At 70.4% G+C, this 17,103-nt stretch carries 10 protein-coding genes; 8 read left to right on the plus strand and 2 right to left on the minus strand.

Features of this window, described 5'->3' with window-relative positions:
• A complete protein-coding gene (locus VMR06_RS08910; protein WP_325375328.1) occupies window positions 1-651 on the plus strand; it encodes a hypothetical protein in 651 nt (216 codons plus the stop codon).
• 102 nt (window positions 652-753) lie between these two features.
• Window positions 754-2,460: a PQQ-dependent sugar dehydrogenase gene (locus tag VMR06_RS08915; RefSeq protein WP_325375330.1), complete on the plus strand. Its 1,707-nt coding sequence runs from the start codon at window positions 754-756 to the stop codon at window positions 2,458-2,460.
• Between the two features lie 60 nt (window positions 2,461-2,520).
• On the opposite strand, the gene VMR06_RS08920 is transcribed toward VMR06_RS08915, so the two are convergent.
• The gene (locus VMR06_RS08920; protein WP_325375332.1) at window positions 2,521-3,831 is read right to left on the minus strand and encodes a NupC/NupG family nucleoside CNT transporter; all 1,311 of its coding nucleotides are present in this window, start codon (window positions 3,829-3,831) and stop codon (window positions 2,521-2,523) included.
• A 234-nt stretch (window positions 3,832-4,065) separates the two neighbouring features.
• Between VMR06_RS08920 and gltB the strand changes: the two genes are divergently transcribed.
• The 5 genes from gltB (at window position 4,066) to VMR06_RS08945 (ending at window position 12,919) form a co-directional block, all read left to right on the plus strand.
• Window positions 4,066-8,532 carry a glutamate synthase large subunit gene (gene gltB / locus VMR06_RS08925; RefSeq protein WP_325375334.1) on the plus strand — a complete coding sequence of 1,489 codons (4,467 nt, stop codon included), beginning with the start codon at window positions 4,066-4,068 and terminating at the stop codon, window positions 8,530-8,532.
• On the plus strand, window positions 8,529-9,953 hold the full coding sequence (locus VMR06_RS08930; protein WP_325375338.1) for an FAD-dependent oxidoreductase: 1,425 nt from the start codon (window positions 8,529-8,531) through the stop codon (window positions 9,951-9,953). The genes gltB and VMR06_RS08930 overlap by 4 nt, the downstream gene beginning before the upstream one ends.
• 328 nt (window positions 9,954-10,281) lie before the next feature.
• Entirely contained in the window at window positions 10,282-11,394 is a 1,113-nt protein-coding gene (locus VMR06_RS08935; RefSeq protein WP_325375341.1) for an S-(hydroxymethyl)glutathione dehydrogenase/class III alcohol dehydrogenase, read from the plus strand.
• 96 nt (window positions 11,395-11,490) lie between these two features.
• Entirely contained in the window at window positions 11,491-11,889 is a 399-nt protein-coding gene (locus VMR06_RS08940) for a VOC family protein (protein WP_325375345.1), read from the plus strand.
• Between the two features lie 376 nt (window positions 11,890-12,265).
• A complete protein-coding gene (locus VMR06_RS08945) occupies window positions 12,266-12,919 on the plus strand; it encodes a response regulator transcription factor (RefSeq protein WP_325375349.1) in 654 nt (217 codons plus the stop codon).
• 70 nt (window positions 12,920-12,989) lie between these two features.
• Here VMR06_RS08945 and VMR06_RS08950 read toward each other — a convergent pair whose 3' ends face one another.
• Window positions 12,990-14,333, minus strand: a complete 1,344-nt coding sequence (locus VMR06_RS08950) for a sensor histidine kinase (RefSeq protein ID WP_325375353.1) — start codon at window positions 14,331-14,333, stop codon at window positions 12,990-12,992.
• Between the two features lie 169 nt (window positions 14,334-14,502).
• On the opposite strand from VMR06_RS08950, the gene VMR06_RS08955 reads away from it, so the two are divergent.
• The gene (locus VMR06_RS08955; protein ID WP_325375356.1) at window positions 14,503-16,929 is read left to right on the plus strand and encodes a TonB-dependent receptor; all 2,427 of its coding nucleotides are present in this window, start codon (window positions 14,503-14,505) and stop codon (window positions 16,927-16,929) included.
• Window positions 16,930-17,103: the final 174 nt, after the last annotated feature.

A 17,103-nucleotide genomic window follows, 5' to 3' on the forward strand; every position in this document is an offset into this window, starting at 1 on the left:
ATGGCGCGACGTCCCTCTCCCCGCCCGCGGGCGCCGGCGCACGGCCACGGCGAGCCCAGACGCACCGATCTGCGCCGCACGATCGCCGTCGAGGCCGCCCGCCTGATGGCCGAGAGCGGCCTGCGCGACTTCGGCCAGGCCAAGCGCAAGGCCGGGGCGCGCCTCGGCGTCACCGAGGAGACCGGCCTGCCGAGCAATGCCGAGATCCAGGACGCCCTGCGCGAACACCAGCGGCTGTTCCAGGCCGATTCGCAGCCGCTCGTGCTGCGCCGCCTGCGCGAGGCGGCCGTCGAGGCGCTGCGCTTCTTCGCCGCGTTCGAGCCACGCCTGGTCGGCGCCGTGCTCGAGGGCACGGCCGACGCGCATTCGGCGGTCTGCCTGCATCTGCACGCCGACGATCCGGCCGAGGTGCTGATGCGGCTGCGCGAACACGGCATCGATTTCGACCAGCAGCAGCGCCGCCTGCGCCTGGACGGCACGCACGATCTGGACTGTCCGGTGATCCGTTTCGATGCCGGCGATGCGACGATCGACCTGACGATCCTGCCGTACGCGCGGCGCCGCCAGGCGCCGCTCGACCGCATCGGCGGCGGCCCGATGCCGCGCGCGGCGCTGGCCGCGGTCGAGGCGCTGCTCGCCGACGCGTCCTAGCGATCCCGGTCCGGCACTGCCATCGCGCGCCATCGGATCGTCGCTCTTCCCAGCGAGACGCCCGCGCGTGAGAATCGGCCGCTCCGAGCCGGTATCCCGCCAATGAAGCCCCAGCCGTCCGTCGCCCTGCTGCTGGCGCTCGCGCCGGCGATCGCGTACGCGCAGACCTATCCGAACGGTTTCCGCCAGACGCACGTGCTGACCGGCCTGTCGACGCCGACGCAGATCCGGTTCGCGCACGACGGACGCGTCTTCGTCGCCGAGAAGAGCGGACGCATCCGCGTCTTCGACAACCTGCTCGACGACACGCCGCAGCTCGTCGCCGACATCGGCGCGGACGTTCACGACTATCACGATCGCGGCCTGCTCGGCCTCGCGCTCGATCCGCACTTTCCGGAGCGCCCCTATCTGTACGTGCTCTACACGCACAACGGCGGCCTGTTCGACGACCGCCCGCCGCGCTGGCCGATCGCCAACTGTCCCAACCCGCCCGGCGCGACCAGCCAGGGTGGCGGCTGCGTGGTATCGGGCCGTCTCGACCGCCTGACGATCGCCGCCGGCCAGTGGGTCGAGACGAAGGTGCTGATCGAGGACTGGTTCCAGCAGTTTCCGAGCCACTCCGTCGGCAGCGTGCATTTCGGCGCCGACGGCTATCTCTATGCCGGCGGCGGCGACGGTGCCAGCTACAACTGGGGCGACTGGGGCCAGCACGGCAATCCGGCCTGGCCGGACCGGCGCTCGCCGGCCGGCCAGGGCGGCGCGCTGCGTGCGCAGGGGCTGGAGATCGCCGAGGCCTATACCGACCGGGTCTGGCTCAACGGTACGATCGTGCGCGTCGACCCGGCGACCGGTGCGGCGGCGCCCGGCAATCCGCTCGCAGCGCCGCGCGGTGCCGATGCGCAGGCCGCGCGCATCATCGCCTACGGCCTGCGCAATCCGTTCCGCTTCACGATCCGCCCCGGCACCAGCGAGGTCTGGATCGGCGACGTCGGCGCCAACACCTGGGAGGAGATCAACGTGCTGCCGGCGATCGGCCCCGGCGCGGCGCTGCACAACTTCGGTTGGCCGTGCTTCGAGGGACGCCTGCACAACGCGCTGTACGCCGCGCGTCCGATCTGCGCGACGCTCTACGGCGGCAACGACAGTGGCGGCCGCACGCCGGCGACGCCGCCCTGGTACGCCTATGCGCACACCGGCAGCAACGCGATCAGCGGTCTGGCGTTCTATCAGGGCGGCGGCTATCCGGCCGAATACGCCGGCGCACTGTTCTTCGCCGACTACAACGCCAATCGCATCCGCGTGATCCGGGATACGAACGCCGATGGCCTGCCCGACGCGCCGGCCGACGGCACCGCATCGCTGTTCGCCGACGGCGGCAGCAGCCTGGCGGTCGATCTGCTGACCGGTCCCGGCGGCGACCTGTTCTTCCTCAACATCGGCGAAGGCCGGCTGACGCGCGTGTCCTACAACGCCGATCCGAGCCAGCCGAATCTTGCCCCGTCCGCCGCGATCGCGCTCGCGGACGGCCAGGCCTACGCCGCCGGGCCGCGCACGGTCGGCTTCAGCGCCGCCAACAGCGTCGATCCCGACGCGGCCGACACGCTCGGCTACGCCTGGGATCTCGACGCCGACGGCATCTTCGACGACGGCACCGCGATCGAGGCGAGCGCTAACTTCCAGACGCCGGGCGAACACCGCATTGCAGTGCGCGTCAGCGACGAGCGCGGCGGCAGCGACGTCGCCGGAATGACGATCCTCGTGATCGATCCGCTGATCTTCGCCGACGGTTTCGAGCCGCCCAAGCGCTGAGCGTGCGGCGACGCGGCACGCGCGCCGCCGTGCGCGGACCGGCGAGAGACCAGCGCGGCCTCAGAGATGGCTCAGCACGCCGGCGATCGTCGCGGTCATGAACGTCGCCAGCGAGCCGCCGAGCACGGCCTTCAGACCGAAGCGGGCCAGATCGGCGCGCCGGTTCGGTGCCAGTCCGCCGATGCCGCCGATCTGGATCGCGATCGACGAGAAGTTCGCGAAGCCGCACAGCGCATAGGTCGCGATCAGGCGTCCCTGTTCGGTCATGTCCGGCAGATGGCGCGCCATGTCGACGTAGGCGACGAATTCGTTGATGACGACCTTCTGGCCGATGAAGCTGCCGACCAGGGTCGCGTCCTGCCACGGCACGCCGATCAGCCAGGCCACCGGTGCGAGCACCCAGCCGAACAGCGTCTGCAGCGACAGCTCGACCTCGCGGCCGGCCTGCGCGCTGAGCCAGCCGTTGATCGAGCCGGCATCGCCCCAGGCGTGTGCGCCGAACCACTGGAACGGCGCGTTCAGCAGCGCGATCAGCGCGATGAACGCCAGCAGCATCGCGCCGACGTTCAGCGCCAGACGCAGACCGTCGGCGGCGCCGGTCGCCGCCGCATCGATCACGTTGGCGGTGGTCTTCTCGACGTCGAGCTTGACGGTGCCGCGCGTCAGCGGCTCCTGCGTCTCGGGCATCAGGATCTTGGCGATCATCAGCGTCGCCGGCGCCGCCATGATGCTCGCGGTCAGCAGATGCGTCGCGAAGAACAGCTGCTGGTCCTTGTCGTCGCCGCCGAGCAGGCCGACGTAGGCGGCCATCACGGACCCTGCGATGTGCGCCATGCCGCCGATCATGACCGTCATCAGCTCCGAGTGGGTCATCCGCTCGATGTACGGCTTGATCGTCAGCGGCGCCTCGGTCTGGCCGATGAACACGCTGGCGCACACGCTGGTGGTCTCGGCGCCGGACACGTTCATGACCTTGGTGATCAGCCAGGCCATGCCGCGCACGATCATCTGCATGACGCCCAGGTGGTACAGCACGCCGGTCAGCGCGGCGAAGAAGATGATCGTCGGCAGCACCTGCACCGCGAAGACGAAGCCGAACTTCGATACGTCCATGAAACCGCCGAAGATGAACTCCGAGCCGACCCGGACGAAGTCGAGCAGGTTGACGAAGCCGGTCGCGATCGCGCGGAACAGGTCGCGCCCCAGCGGCACCTTCAGCACCAGCGCGGCGAACAGGATCTGCAGCACGACGCCGGTGCCGACCAGCCGCCAGTTGACCGCGCGCCGATCGGCCGAGAAGGCCCAGGCGATCGCGATCAGGACGGACAGGCCGAACAGGCCGAACGCGATGTGGCCCAAGGCTGCGAGCATCGTCATCTCCCCGAATGATCGGGTCAGCGTAGAGCAGCGCTCGCATCGCGCGCAAGGCGGACCGAGGCGGCCCTCGCCGCGTCAACCTGCCGCAGCTGGAAAGCCCGGACGGGTTTGGACGGCTATTTGCCGACCGGGGCGCTTTGACGCGGTGCATCATCTGTGCTCTAGTCGGATCGCCAGGAACCGCATCCGGCGGATGCCTCATCCAAGCTCTCGGGAAGCGACCGATACATGACGCGCGCCATCGACGGTGGTCTCTACGATCCGGCCTACGATCACGACAGCTGCGGCTTCGGCCTGGTCGCGAACGTCGAAGGCCGCGCCAGCCGCTGGCTGGTCGAACAGGGCTACGCGGCCCTGGCCAAGATGGCCCATCGCGGCGGCGTCAACGGCGACGGCATCACCGGCGACGGCAGCGGCATCCTGATCTATCGGCCCGAAGCCTGGCTGCGCGCGCTGGCGGCCGAGGCCGGTCTGGCGCCGGCCGCGCGTTTCGCGGCCGGACTGGTGTTTCTCGATCGCGATCCGGCACGCGCCGCCGCGGCCGCTGCCGCGCTCGAGGCCAGCATTGCCGGCGAAGGGCTCGGCGTGGCCGGCTGGCGCGAGGTGCCGGTGGTCGACGAAGCCTGCGGTCCGCTCGGTCTGGCGCATCGCCCGGCGATCCGCCAGATCTTCGTCGACGCGCCGGACGATCTGGACGAGGCAGGTTTCGAACGCGCGCTGTTCCGCGCGCGGCGCCGCGCCGAGGTCGCGCTCGCCGGCCAGGGCACGTTCTACGTCGTCAGCCTGTCGGCCGCGACGATCGGCTACAAGGCGATGGCCGCGCCGGGCCGGCTCGATGCGGTGTTCCCGGATCTGCAGCGGCCCGACCTCGCGTCGACCTGCGTCGTGTTCCACCAGCGCTTCTCGACCAACACGATGCCGAACTGGACGCTCGCGCAGCCGTTCCGGCTGCTCGCCCACAACGGCGAGATCAACACGATCCGCGCCAACCGCAGCTGGGCCGCCGCACGCGAGGCGCGGCTGCGCTCGCCGCTGGTCGACTTCTCCGACCTGGGTCCGCTGGTCTCGACGAGCGGCTCGGACTCGCAGAGCCTGGACAACATGCTCGAGGTGCTGCTCGCCGGCGGCATCGACCTGCTCGCGGCGATGCGGATCCTGGTGCCGCCGGCGTGGAGCGCCAGCGACCGCATCGACGAGGATCTGGAAGCGTTCTACGAGTACTACGCGCTGCATTCCGAACCATGGGACGGCCCGGCCGGCCTGGTCATGTGCGACGGCCGCTACGCCGCCTGCACGCTCGACCGCAACGGCCTGCGGCCGGCGCGCTGGACGCTGGCCGACGACGGCCATCTGATCGTCGCCTCGGAAACCGGCCTGTGGGATCTGCCCGAATCGCGCGTCGTCGCCAAGGGCCGGATCGGGCCGGGCCAGATGCTTGCGGTCGACCTGGTCGAGCACCGCCTGCTCGACGATGCCGCGATCGACGCGATCAACCGCGCGCGCGCGCCGTTCAAGCAGTGGCTGCGCGACCGCGTGACGTACCTGGAGTCCTACCTGATCGATCCGGCACTGGCCGCCGAGCCGTTTGCGCCGGACATGCTGGCGCGCTTCCAGAAGCAGTTCGCGCTGACGCGCGAGGAGCGCGACGTGGTGCTGAGGACGCTGGCCGAGGACGAGGCCGAGGCGACCGGCTCGATGGGCGACGACACGCCGGCGGCGGTGCTGTCGCAGAAGTCGCGGCCGCTCTACGAGTACTTCCGCCAGGCATTCGCGCAGGTCACCAACCCGCCGATCGATCCGCTGCGCGAGCGGCTGGTGATGTCGCTGGTCACGCAGATCGGCCTGGAGCGCAACATCTTCGAGCCCTCGCCCGAGAATGCGCAGCAGGTGCTGCTGAACTCGCCGGTGCTGTCGCAGCGCAAGCTGCGCCAGATTCTGGCCCTGCCCCACATCGCCGAGCGCCAGGTCAGGCTGGACCTCTACTACGACGAGCAGACCGGCCTGAAGGCCGCGCTCGAACGGCTCTGCCGGGACGCCGAGGCGGCCGTGCGCGGCGGCGCGGTGCTGCTGTTGCTGTCGGACCGCTATCCGGCGCCGGGCCTGCTGCCGATCCATGCCCTGCTCGCGACCGGCGCGGTGCACGCGCATCTGATCCGCCTGCGCCTGCGCTGCGACTGCAACGTGCTGGTCGAGACCGGCACCGCGCGCGACGCGCATCATTTCGCGTGCCTGATCGGTTTCGGCGCGACCGCGGTCTATCCATACCTGGCCTACCAGACGCTGTTCGACATGAACCGGCGCGGCGAGCTCAAGGGCCTGGAAGGCGAAGCGCCGTCGGAGATCGGCCGCAGCTACCGGCGCGGCATTCGCAAGGGCCTGCTGAAGATCCTCTCGAAGATGGGCATCTCGACGATCGCCGGCTACCGCGGCGCGCAGCTGTTCGAGATCCTCGGCCTCGACCGCGAGGTCGTCGATCTGTGCTTTCCGGGCACGCCGGCACGGATCGGCGGCGCCGGCTTCGCCGAGATCGAGGCCGAGTACCGGATCCAGCTCGCGGCCGCGCGCGACCCCAACTACGCGCTGCCGCCGGGCGGCCTGCTCAAGGCGGTGCCGGACGGCGAGTACCACATGTACAACCCGGCCGTGATCGGCCATCTGCAGGCCGCCGTGCGCAGCGGCGACGCCGAGCTCTACCGGCGCTACGCCGATGCGGTCGATACGCGACCGCCGTCGGCGCTGCGCGACCTGCTCGCGTTCCGCGACGGCCTGACCGCGCTCGATTCGATCGACGAGGTCGAGCCGTCCGAACGCATCCTCAAGCGCTTCGATTCGGCCGGCATGTCGCTCGGCGCGCTGTCGCCGGAGGCGCACGAGGCGCTGGCGATCGCGATGAACCGGCTCGGCGCGCGCTCCAACTCCGGCGAGGGCGGCGAGGATCCGGCGCGCTACGGCACCGAGCGCATGTCCAGGATCAAGCAGGTCGCCTCGGGCCGCTTCGGCGTGACGCCGGCGTATCTGGTCAACGCCGAGGTGTTGCAGATCAAGATCGCGCAGGGCGCCAAGCCCGGCGAGGGCGGCCAGCTGCCCGGACACAAGGTCAATTCGCTGATCGCGCGCCTGCGCTACGCCAAGCCCGGCATCGGCCTGATCTCCCCACCGCCGCATCACGACATCTACTCGATCGAGGATCTGGCCGAGCTGATCCACGACCTGCGCGAGGTCAATCCGCGCGCGCTGGTGTCGGTCAAGCTGGTCTCGCACGCCGGCGTCGGCACGATCGCCGCCGGCGTCGTCAAGGCCGGTGCCGATCTGGTGACCGTGTCCGGCCACGACGGCGGCACCGGCGCCAGTCCGCTGACCTCGATCCGCTATGCCGGCGTGCCGTGGGAGCTCGGCCTGGCCGAGACGCACCAGACCCTGGTCGCCAACGGTCTGCGCGAACGGGTGATCGTGCAGACCGACGGCGGGCTCAAGACCGGCCTGGACGTGGTCAAGGCCGCGCTGCTCGGCGCCGACTCGTTCGGCTTCGGCACCGGTCCGATGGTCGCGCTCGGCTGCAAGTTCCTGCGCATCTGCCATCTCAACTCGTGCGCGACCGGCGTCGCGACGCAGAACGAGGTGCTGCGCCGCAAGCACTTCATCGGCCTGCCGGAAATGGTCGAACACTTCTTCCGCTTCGTCGCCGAGGACGTGCGCGCGATTCTCGCCTCGATCGGCGCGCGCTCGCTCGGCGAGATCGTCGGCCGCACCGATCTGCTGCGCCAGATCGAAGGCACCACCGCCAAGCAGCGCCGGCTCGATCTGTCGCCGCTGCTGGCGCGCTCGGCACTGGCCGAATCGATGCAGGGCGCCTGCGGCGCCGGCCCGCTGGTGCCGGGCCCCGGCGATCTGGTCGAGGCGATCGCGCGCGACAGCGCGGCGGCCGTCGCGGCGCGCTCGGGCGCGCGCCTGCGCTATGCCGTGCGCAATACCGACCGCGCGATCGGCGCGCGCCTGTCCGGCGAGGTCGCGCGCGCCTGGGGCGACAGCGGCATGGCCGATGCGCCGATCCTGATCGAACTGGACGGTGCGGCCGGCCAGAGCTTCGGCGCCTGGAACGCCGGCGGCGTGCATCTGCTGCTGCGCGGCGAGGCCAACGACGGCGTCGGCAAGGGCATGGCCGGCGGACGCATCGTGGTCCGGCCGCCGGCCGACGCGCGCTACGCGACCCAGGACACCAGCATCATCGGCAACACCTGCCTGTACGGCGCGACCGGCGGCGAGCTGTACGCGGCCGGCCGCGCCGGCGAGCGCTTCGCGGTGCGCAACTCCGGCGCGATCGCGGTCGTCGAGGGCATCGGCGACCACGGCTGCGAATACATGACCGGCGGCACCGTCGTCGTGCTCGGCCGCACCGGCCTCAACTTCGGCGCCGGCATGACCGGCGGCATCGCCTACGTGCTCGACCTGGAGCGCGATTTCGTCGACCGCTACAACCACGAGCTGGTCGACATCGTGCGCATCTCGCTGGAGGGCATGGAAAACCACATGCAGCACGTGCGCAATCTGATCGGTGTGCACGCCGAGGCCACCGGCAGCGCCTGGGCCGGGCGCCTGCGCGAGGATTTCCGCAACGTGCTGCACAAGGTCTGGCTGGTCAAGCCGAAGGCGGCCAGCCTCGACGCGCTGGCCGAAGAACTGAGGCGCGCGGCATGAGCGAGAAGACCTTTCCGTTCCTCAAGTTCCACCGCGAGCTGCCACGCGAGGTGCCGGTGCCGGTGCGCATCGTCGGCTTCGGCGAGATCAACGGCAGCTACGCCAACGGCGACGCGGCCGACCAGGCCTCGCGCTGCATCGACTGCGGCAACCCCTACTGCTCGTGGGCCTGTCCGCTCGGCAACCGCATTCCGCAGTGGCTCAAGCTGGTCAAGGAAGGCCGTGTCGAGGACGCCGCCGCGCTGATGCACGAGACCAATCCGCTGCCGGAGATCTGCGGGCGCGTCTGCCCGCAGGACCGTCTCTGCGAGGGCGACTGCACGCTCGAGGAAGGCTTCGGCGCGGTCACGATCGGCGCGATCGAGCGCGTGATCACCGACGAGGCGCTGCAGCGCGGCTGGCGTCCCGAGATCACCAATGCGCCGACCGGACGCCGCGTCGCGGTCGTCGGCGCCGGCCCGGCCGGCCTTTCCGCGGCGGACCGGCTGATCCGCGCCGGCGTCGCGGTCGACGTGTTCGACCGCTACGAGGAGATCGGCGGGCTGCTGACGTTCGGCATCCCGCCTTTCAAGCTCGAGAAGTCGGTGATCCGGCAGCGCCGCGACGTGCTCGAGGGACTCGGCGTGCAGTTCCATCTCGGCGTCGAGGTCGGGCGCGATCTCGGCTTCGAGACGCTGGTCGCCGATTACGACGCGGTGTTCCTCGGCACCGGCGCCTATCGCTACGTCGATGCCGGCCTGCCCGGCCAGGATCTGCCCGGCGTACACGCGGCGCTGGATTTTCTGATCGCCAATGCGCGCCGCCTGCTCGGCACCGACGGCGGCGCCACGACGCTGCCGGACCTGACCGGCAAGCGCGTCGTCGTGCTCGGCGGCGGCGACACTGCGATGGACTGCGTGCGTACCTCGGTCCGGCTCGGCGCCGCGCGCGTGGACTGCGTCTATCGCCGCGACGAGGCCAACATGCCCGGTTCGCGCAAGGAAGTGAAGAACGCGCGCGACGAAGGCGTGCAGTTCCGCTTCAACCGCCAGCCGCTGGCGATCCTCGGCGATGCCGACGGCGTCCGCGGCGTGCGCGTCGCCGAAACCCGCCTGCTGCCGGACCGCCACGGCCGGGCGCGCCCCGAGCGCGTGCCGGACAGCGAGGAAGACCTGTCCGCCGACGTCGTGATCCAGTCGTTCGGCTTCCTGCCGAGCCCGCCGGACTGGCTCGGCGACTTCGCGATCGCGACCGAGAGCGGCGGCCGGCTGATCGTCGGCGGCTCCGGCCTGCCGTACCAGACCAGCCACCCGAAGGTGTTCGCGGGCGGCGACAACGTGCGCGGCGCCGACCTGGTCGTACGTGCCGTGCTCGACGGCCGCGAGGCGGCGCGTTCGATCGTCGCCCTGCTCGGCATCAGCGTCCGCGACGCGCTGCTCTGACCGCCGCGGCCGGCCGCTGCCGGCCGTCCGTGCTCGTGCGGGAGCCCGCGCCGCTACGCCGCGACCGGCCTGCTGCACCGCAGCATCCGGCCCGGACAACCATGCCAGTGCTGGCGCAGTCGCGCCGCCGGAGTGTCGCGGATCGGAGACAACCTCCGCCCCGCGCGCGGAACGGGCCGCCGAAGATGCCGCTCAAGCCCTTGATCGATCGTATCTGCCGGCCGTCCGCGCCAGTTGGCACGGCCAGTGCTGTAGAGAAGGCCATAGCCGGATCGCCGGCTTGGTTGGGTGTGTTCACGCGTCAAGAATTTTCGGAGCCGAGAACGTAATGAAGACAAGAGCCGCGGTGGCCTGGGAAGCCGGTAAGGATCTCCAGATCGAGGAAATCGACCTGGCCGGCCCGCGCGCCGGCGAAGTGCTGGTGCAGATCGTCGCCACCGGCGTGTGTCATACCGACGCCTTCACGCTGTCCGGGGCCGACCCGGAAGGTCTGTTCCCGGTCGTCCTCGGCCACGAGGGCGGCGGCATCGTGCGCGAAGTCGGCGCCGGGGTGACCAGCGTCAAGCCGGGCGACCACGTGATTCCGCTGTACACGCCCGAATGCGGCGCCTGCAAGTTCTGCCTGTCCGGCAAGACCAACCTGTGCCAGGCGATCCGCGCCACCCAGGGCAAGGGTCTGATGCCCGACGGCACCTCGCGCTTCTCGTATCAGGGCAAGCCGATCCTGCACTACATGGGCACCAGCACGTTCTCCGAGTACACCGTGCTGCCGGAGATCGCGCTGGCCAAGATCAATCCGGCGGCGCCGCTCGACAAGGTCTGCCTGCTCGGCTGCGGCGTCACCACCGGCATCGGCGCCGTGCTCAACACCGCCAAGGTCAAGCCCGGCGACACCGTCGCGGTGTTCGGCCTCGGCGGCATCGGCCTGTCGTGCGTGCAGGGCGCGGTCATGGCCAAGGCCTCGCGGATCATCGCGGTCGACACCAATCCGTCGAAGTGGGAGATGGCCAAGGCGCTCGGCGCGACCGACTTCGTCAATCCGAAGGACTATCCCGACACGCCGATCCAGCAGGTCATCGTCGACCTGACCGACGGCGGCGTCGACTTCTCGTTCGAGTGCATCGGCAACGTCAACGTGATGCGCTCGGCGCTGGAGTGCTGCCACAAGGGCTGGGGCGAGTCGGTGATCATCGGCGTGGCCGGTGCCGGCCAGGAGATCTCGACGCGGCCGTTCCAGCTGGTGACCGGACGGGTCTGGCGCGGCTCGGCGTTCGGCGGCGTCAAGGGCCGCTCGCAGCTGCCCGGCTACGTCGACCGCTATCTCGCCGGCGAGATCAAGATCGACGAATTCGTCACCGAGGTTCTCCCGCTCGAGGAGATCAACGAAGCCTTCCACCTGATGCACGACGGCAAGGTCATCCGCTCGGTGATCAAGTACTGAGCTTTTCCCGGCGGTCTTCCGGCGAGGCGCGACGCGCGTGCCGCCGGAAACCGCGGTATCGCGATCACTTCACTCTACAACCCGAAGGAGTTCTCTATGGCAAACCCAGTCATCTCCGGCGACGGCGTCTTCTCTCACGTCTTCATCGGCGCCGCCGACATGAACAAGTCCACCGCGTTCTACGACGCGACCCTGGGTGCCCTGGGCATCAAGAATCTGGGTCCGTTCGGTAACGGCTGGATTCTCTACGGCCGCGACAAGCCGGCCTTCATCATCGCGCGTCCCGGCAACGGCGAGGCGGCCTCGAGCAACGGCGTGACGATCGGCTTCGCCGCGAAGAGCACGGCCGAGGTCGACGCATTCCATGCCGCCGGGATTGCCGCCGGCGGCAGCGACGAGGGCAAACCCGGTCCGCGCGGTCATCTGCCGGGCGCGTACGCGGCGTACCTGCGCGATCCGGCCGGCAACAAGGTCTGTTCGTACACGTTCGTCTGATGCACCCGATCGCAGCGCGCGGCGGCCGACGGCCGTACGCGCTTTGCGATCGTCCATGCGGCACCTGGCCCGCCCTGCATCGCAGGGCGGGTCTTTCACGCAGCGCTGCCGGGAAGTTTTCCCAAACGCGCGCGTAGCACTCAGGGAATCCATCCACCGGTTGTCAGGCCAGCCTTCGGAACGTGCACGAACCGCGACACATCGCCCGCGAAAACCGTAGCCCTTCCAGAGCCCGCCACCACGCCGCACCGATCCGGGAATTTTTCCCGACGCATCGCAGCACACGACATGCCTCGCCCGCAGCGGCGATCGGCTCGGTTGTCGCTGCGCGAACGCCTCCGGACAATCGCCTCTCCTCTTTCCTGACGGAGCGCGCATGTCCGCCCTGAGAATCGCCATCGCCGACGACCATGCCGTGGTCCGCACCGGCTATCGCCGCCTGCTCGAGCTCGAGGACGGCATCGAGGTCGTCGCCGAGTTCGGCGACGGCGACAGCGCCTGCGAATGGCTGACCGCGCATCCGGCCGACATCCTGATCCTCGATCTGTCGATGCCCGGCCGCGCCGGTATGGAGACGCTGCAGCGCCTGCGCGCGCGTGCGCCGCACCTGCAGGTACTGGTGTTCACGATGCACGAGAGCCCGGCGCTGGCCGCGCAGGCGATGCGGCTGGGCGCACGCGGCTACCTGACCAAGAGCAGCCCGCCCGAGGCGCTGGTCGGCGCCGTGCGCGACATCGCCGCCGGCGAGCGCAGCCTGGCCGAAGGCCTCGAGGAGGAAATGAAGCAGAAGACCCGGCGCGTGCCGCTTGCCCATCTCGCGCTCAGCGCGCGCGAGCTCGACATCTTCCTGCTGCTGGCACGCGGCCTCAGCGTGGAGGAGATCGCCGCGCAGGGACGCATGAGCTTCAAGACCGCCGCCAACTACCAGACCTCGATCCGCAAGAAGACCGGCCTGGGCAGTTCGCTGGACATGCATCGCTACGCGATCGCCCACGGCCTGCTGCCGGAGGGACCGGGTGCGCCGCTCTGACCGGACCCTGCCCGCGCCGCGCGTCCCGGCCCGGGCGCGCCGCCGCGCCGCGCGCGCGGCCGGCGCCGGGTCAGCTTCGCGCGCTGCCGTTCCGGCCGATCGGGAAGCGTGCCGACAGCCGCACGCCGGGCCGGTCGGAGCCGGCGTGCCGCGGCTGGATCTCGATCTCGCCGTGATGGGCCCAGACCCGTTCGCTGATGCCGGCCAGGCCGTTGCCGCGATGCAGGGCGCGTTCCAGCGCGTCGATGCCGACGCCGTCGTCCTCGACCTGCCAGAGCAGGCGCTGGTCGGGGTCCAGACTCAGCGCGACCGCGATACGCTGCGCGCCCGCGTAGCGCATCGCATTGGTCAGCGCCTCCTGGGTCATCCGGTACAGCGTCAATGCCAGATCGTCGGCGACCGGCTCGACGCGATCGTCGAATCTCAACGTCAGCTCGGCCTGCTGTCCCGGCCGCTCGCGCCAGCTCTGCATCAGCCGGTCGAGCAGCGCGCGCAGCGGCACCGGTCCGTCGCCGGCACCGGCGTCCTGCGGCCGCAGCCGGTCGAGCAGATCGCGGACGCCTTCCTGCAGCCGGCCGCACGAGGCCGCCAGGCCTTGCATGACCTCGCCGACGCCGGCGCTGCCGTCGACGCGGCGCTGCAGCCAGGCGACGTCGGCGCGCATCGCGGTCAGCACCTGGCCGAGCTCGTCGTGCAGCTCGCGCGCGATGTAGGTACGTTCCTCCTCTTGCACGCCGAGCAGCTTCAGGCTCAGCGTGCGGCGTGCCTCCTGGGCCTGATCGAGCGCGCCGGCCATGTGATTGAGCGCGCGGCCGACCGCGTCGAGCTCGCGCATCGGCAGCGGCGGCACGCGCCAGGCGTAGTCGGCGTCGCGGTAGTGGCCGATCGCGACGTGGATCGGCTGCAGCGGCGCCAAGGCGCGGCGCAGCGCCCAGAACACCGCGACCAGGGTCAGCACGCCGTAGCCGAACAGCGTGCCGAGCAGGCCGAGCGTGTCGTCGAGCGCCTCGTCCTGCTCGCTGGCCGGATTCAGCATGAAGGTCGCGACGAAGCGCACGCCCTCGTCGCGCCGGATCACCCAGGTCGCCGCGCTGGTCTGTGCCGACTCCGGCGGCAGCAGCGCGACGAAGCTGCGCGCGAGCCACGATGGCGCCGCCGGTTCGGGCGGCGCGATCAGTTCACGGCCGGTCGCATCGGCCAGACGCAGCTGCAGATGCCGCATCCGGTCCGATCCGACGATCTCGCGCAGCGCCTCGATGTGCGTGTCGATCCGTTCGGCCGGCGCGTCCTGCAGCGCGCTCAGGTGCTCGAAGGCGCGCGCCACGTCGGCCGCACCGCGTTCCTCCAGCGCCACGTCGAACTGGGCACGCCACAGCGCGAACACCAGCGCGGCGCAGAAGATCGCTGCGGACACCGCGGCGATCCGTCCCATTAGAAACCGCGACATGTCCATCAGAGGTCTCCGCACGTCCAGAAGCCAGGAAGTTTTCCCGAAACGAGCCACCGTCCATCACACGACAACGACGACAACCGGACGCGGCGCCGAGGCGCCGACGGCCGAACGACCGAGGGGAGAGAAGACCATGCTTGCAGGTTCCGTCAAGTCCATCCAGCGCGGCACTGCCGTCCTGACACCGGTGCAGCGGCGCGTTCCGGGCGCGCGCTCGGCGCTGTTCCTCGCACTCGCCGCGGCAGGGCTGCCCGCGCCTGCCCGCGCCCAGGCTCCGGCCGACGAGGAGCCTCTGCAGCGGCTGCCGACGGTCGAGGCGATCACGCCGAGCCCGCTGCCGGGCACGACGATCGATCGCGACACGCTGCCCTATTCGTCGCAGACGGCCGACGCCGACGCGATCAGGGCGTCGGGCGCCGACAATCTGATCCGCTTCATGACGCAGCGGCTGACCGGCGTCAACATCAACGAGGTGCAGGGCAGCCCGTTCCAGGGCGACCTGACGTTCCACGGCTACCGTGCCTCGGCCACGCTCGGCGCTGCGCAGGGCATCTCGGTCTATCTTGACGGCATCCGCGTCAACGAACCGTTCGGCGACATCATCAGCTGGGACATGATGCCCGAGGCGGCGATCCGCACCCTGACCGTGGTGCCGGGTTCCGACGCACTGTTCGGCCCGAACACGCTCGGCGGCGCTCTGGCGTTCACGACGCAGTCCGGCCTGACCGCGCCGGGTTTCAGTGCGGATCTGAGCTACGGCAGCGATGCGCGCAAGCGCGCCGACCTGGCCTGGGGCTGGAACAACGCCGACGGCTGGCATGCGTTCGCGGCCGTGACCGGCTTCGACGAGGACGGCTGGCGCGACCGCTCCGAAGGACATCTCGGCACGTTCTTCGGCAAGATCGGCCGCAGCACCGCGACCACCGACTGGGACCTGTCGCTGCTGAGCGGACGCAGCAAGCTGATCGGCAACGGCCTGCTGCCGAGCTGGCGCTTCGAGGACGACGGGCGCGAAGGCGGCCTCTACCAGGACAGCCGGCGCGCGATCTACACCGCGCCCGATCAGACCGAGAACCGCCAGACCCAGATCGCCTCGCATTTCGCGCACCGCTTCGACGAGGACACCCAGCTCTCGGCGCTGGCCTACCTGCGCCACGGCAAGCGCGACACCGTCAACGGCGACATCAACGGCGAGTACGAGGAATACGTCGAGGACTGCGAGGACGGCTTCGACGACGACGGCCAGCCGCTCGACGAGGACTGCGACTACACGCGCGAGGAAGGCGCGGCCCTGCACAACGGCGTGTTCAACGGCACGCATCTGGACCAGCGGGCACGCGGCCTCGCGCTCAACCTCGACCGCCAGTTCGGTACGCATCGCGTCGTCGTCGGCGCGACCTGGGATCACAGCAAGGTCGACTACAAGCAGTACGAGCAGCTCGGCTGGCTCGACGAGGAGACGCGCCAGATCTATGGCGACCCGGACGAGGAACGCGAGTTCTTCTCGGGCGTGCGCGGCAACGCGACCGCCTACAGCGTATTCGCCAGCGACCACTGGCAGATCGGCGAAAGCACCTACCTGACCGGCTCGCTGCGCTGGAACCGCAGCCGCGTCGCCAATACGCTGAGCACGGCCGACGACGGCGAGCGCCCGCGCGAGCAGTTCACCTACACCAAGGCCAATCCGTTCCTCGGCATCACCCATGCGATCGGCGACTGGACCGTCTACGCCAGCGCCTCGCAGAGCAACCGTGCGCCGACCGTGATGGAGCTCGGTTGCGCCGATCCGGAAGAGCCGTGCCGGCTGCCGACCGGCCTGCAGGGCGATCCGTACCTGGCCCAGGTGGTCTCGCGTTCGGTCGAGCTCGGCGCGCGCTGGTCGCCGAATCGCGACACCTTCGTCTCGGCCTCGGTCTACCGCACCCACAACCGCGACGACATCCTGTTCCTGCGCGCGCCGAACACGCAGCAGGGCTACTTCTCGAACTTCGACCGCACGCGCCACGAAGGTCTCGATCTGACCGTGCACCAGGACCTCGGTGCGCTCGAATGGCATCTGGGCTACAGCTGGCTCAAGGCCACCTACCAGGCGCACGGCGAGTTGCTGTCGGGCGAGCGCACGGTCCAGATCGAGCCGGGCATGCGCATGGCCGGCCTGCCCAAGCACACGTTCAAGCTCGGCGCCGACTGGAAGCCGACGCGGCGGCTCACGCTCGGCGCCGATCTCGTCGCGCAGTCGGACCTCGTCGCCAGCGGCAACGAGGACGGCGGCATGACCGAGGACGTCGAAGGCTCGAGCGCGCGCGACTGGAAGACCGCCGGCTTCACGATCGTCAACCTGCACGGCAGCTGGCGCAGCAGCGAGCGGCTGGAGTTCTATGCCGGCGTCGACAACGTGTTCGACCGCCGCTACGAGACCTTCGGCATGATCGGCGAGGACGTGCTGCCGAACGGCGAGCTGCTGCGGCCGCACGTCGACCCGGAGGACTCGGCCGATGCGCTGTTCGTCGCACCGGGCGCGCCGCGGCGCTACCGCGTCGGCCTGCGGCTGCGCTTCTGACGATCGTTCCGGCGCGCGAGGGCCGGCTGCCCTCGCGCGCCACGCGCGCCGGCTGCCGCCCTCCGGCGGCCGGCCGCTCGACATCCGCCCGCGCAGCGCAGCGAACGCAGTCGCAGGCTCAAGCCGCGGCCAGGTGCGCGCTGCACGCGCCGCGACGCGCAGATCCGCGAAGTC

This window comes from Dokdonella sp., from assembly GCF_035511235.1.
GTDB lineage: Bacteria > Pseudomonadota > Gammaproteobacteria > Xanthomonadales > Rhodanobacteraceae > Dokdonella.

Excerpts from the sequence above, each read along its gene's own strand:
- VMR06_RS08910 (WP_325375328.1), top strand. The coding sequence starts at position 1 with ATGGCGCGACGTCCCTCTCCCCGCCCGCGGGCGCCGGCGCACGGCCAC.
- VMR06_RS08915 (WP_325375330.1), top strand. The coding sequence starts at position 754 with ATGAAGCCCCAGCCGTCCGTCGCCCTGCTGCTGGCGCTCGCGCCGGCG.
- VMR06_RS08920 (WP_325375332.1), bottom strand. The coding sequence starts at position 3,831 with ATGCTCGCAGCCTTGGGCCACATCGCGTTCGGCCTGTTCGGCCTGTCC.
- gltB (WP_325375334.1), top strand. The coding sequence starts at position 4,066 with ATGACGCGCGCCATCGACGGTGGTCTCTACGATCCGGCCTACGATCAC.
- VMR06_RS08930 (WP_325375338.1), top strand. The coding sequence starts at position 8,529 with ATGAGCGAGAAGACCTTTCCGTTCCTCAAGTTCCACCGCGAGCTGCCA.
- VMR06_RS08935 (WP_325375341.1), top strand. The coding sequence starts at position 10,282 with ATGAAGACAAGAGCCGCGGTGGCCTGGGAAGCCGGTAAGGATCTCCAG.
- VMR06_RS08940 (WP_325375345.1), top strand. The coding sequence starts at position 11,491 with ATGGCAAACCCAGTCATCTCCGGCGACGGCGTCTTCTCTCACGTCTTC.
- VMR06_RS08945 (WP_325375349.1), top strand. The coding sequence starts at position 12,266 with ATGTCCGCCCTGAGAATCGCCATCGCCGACGACCATGCCGTGGTCCGC.
- VMR06_RS08955 (WP_325375356.1), top strand. The coding sequence starts at position 14,503 with ATGCTTGCAGGTTCCGTCAAGTCCATCCAGCGCGGCACTGCCGTCCTG.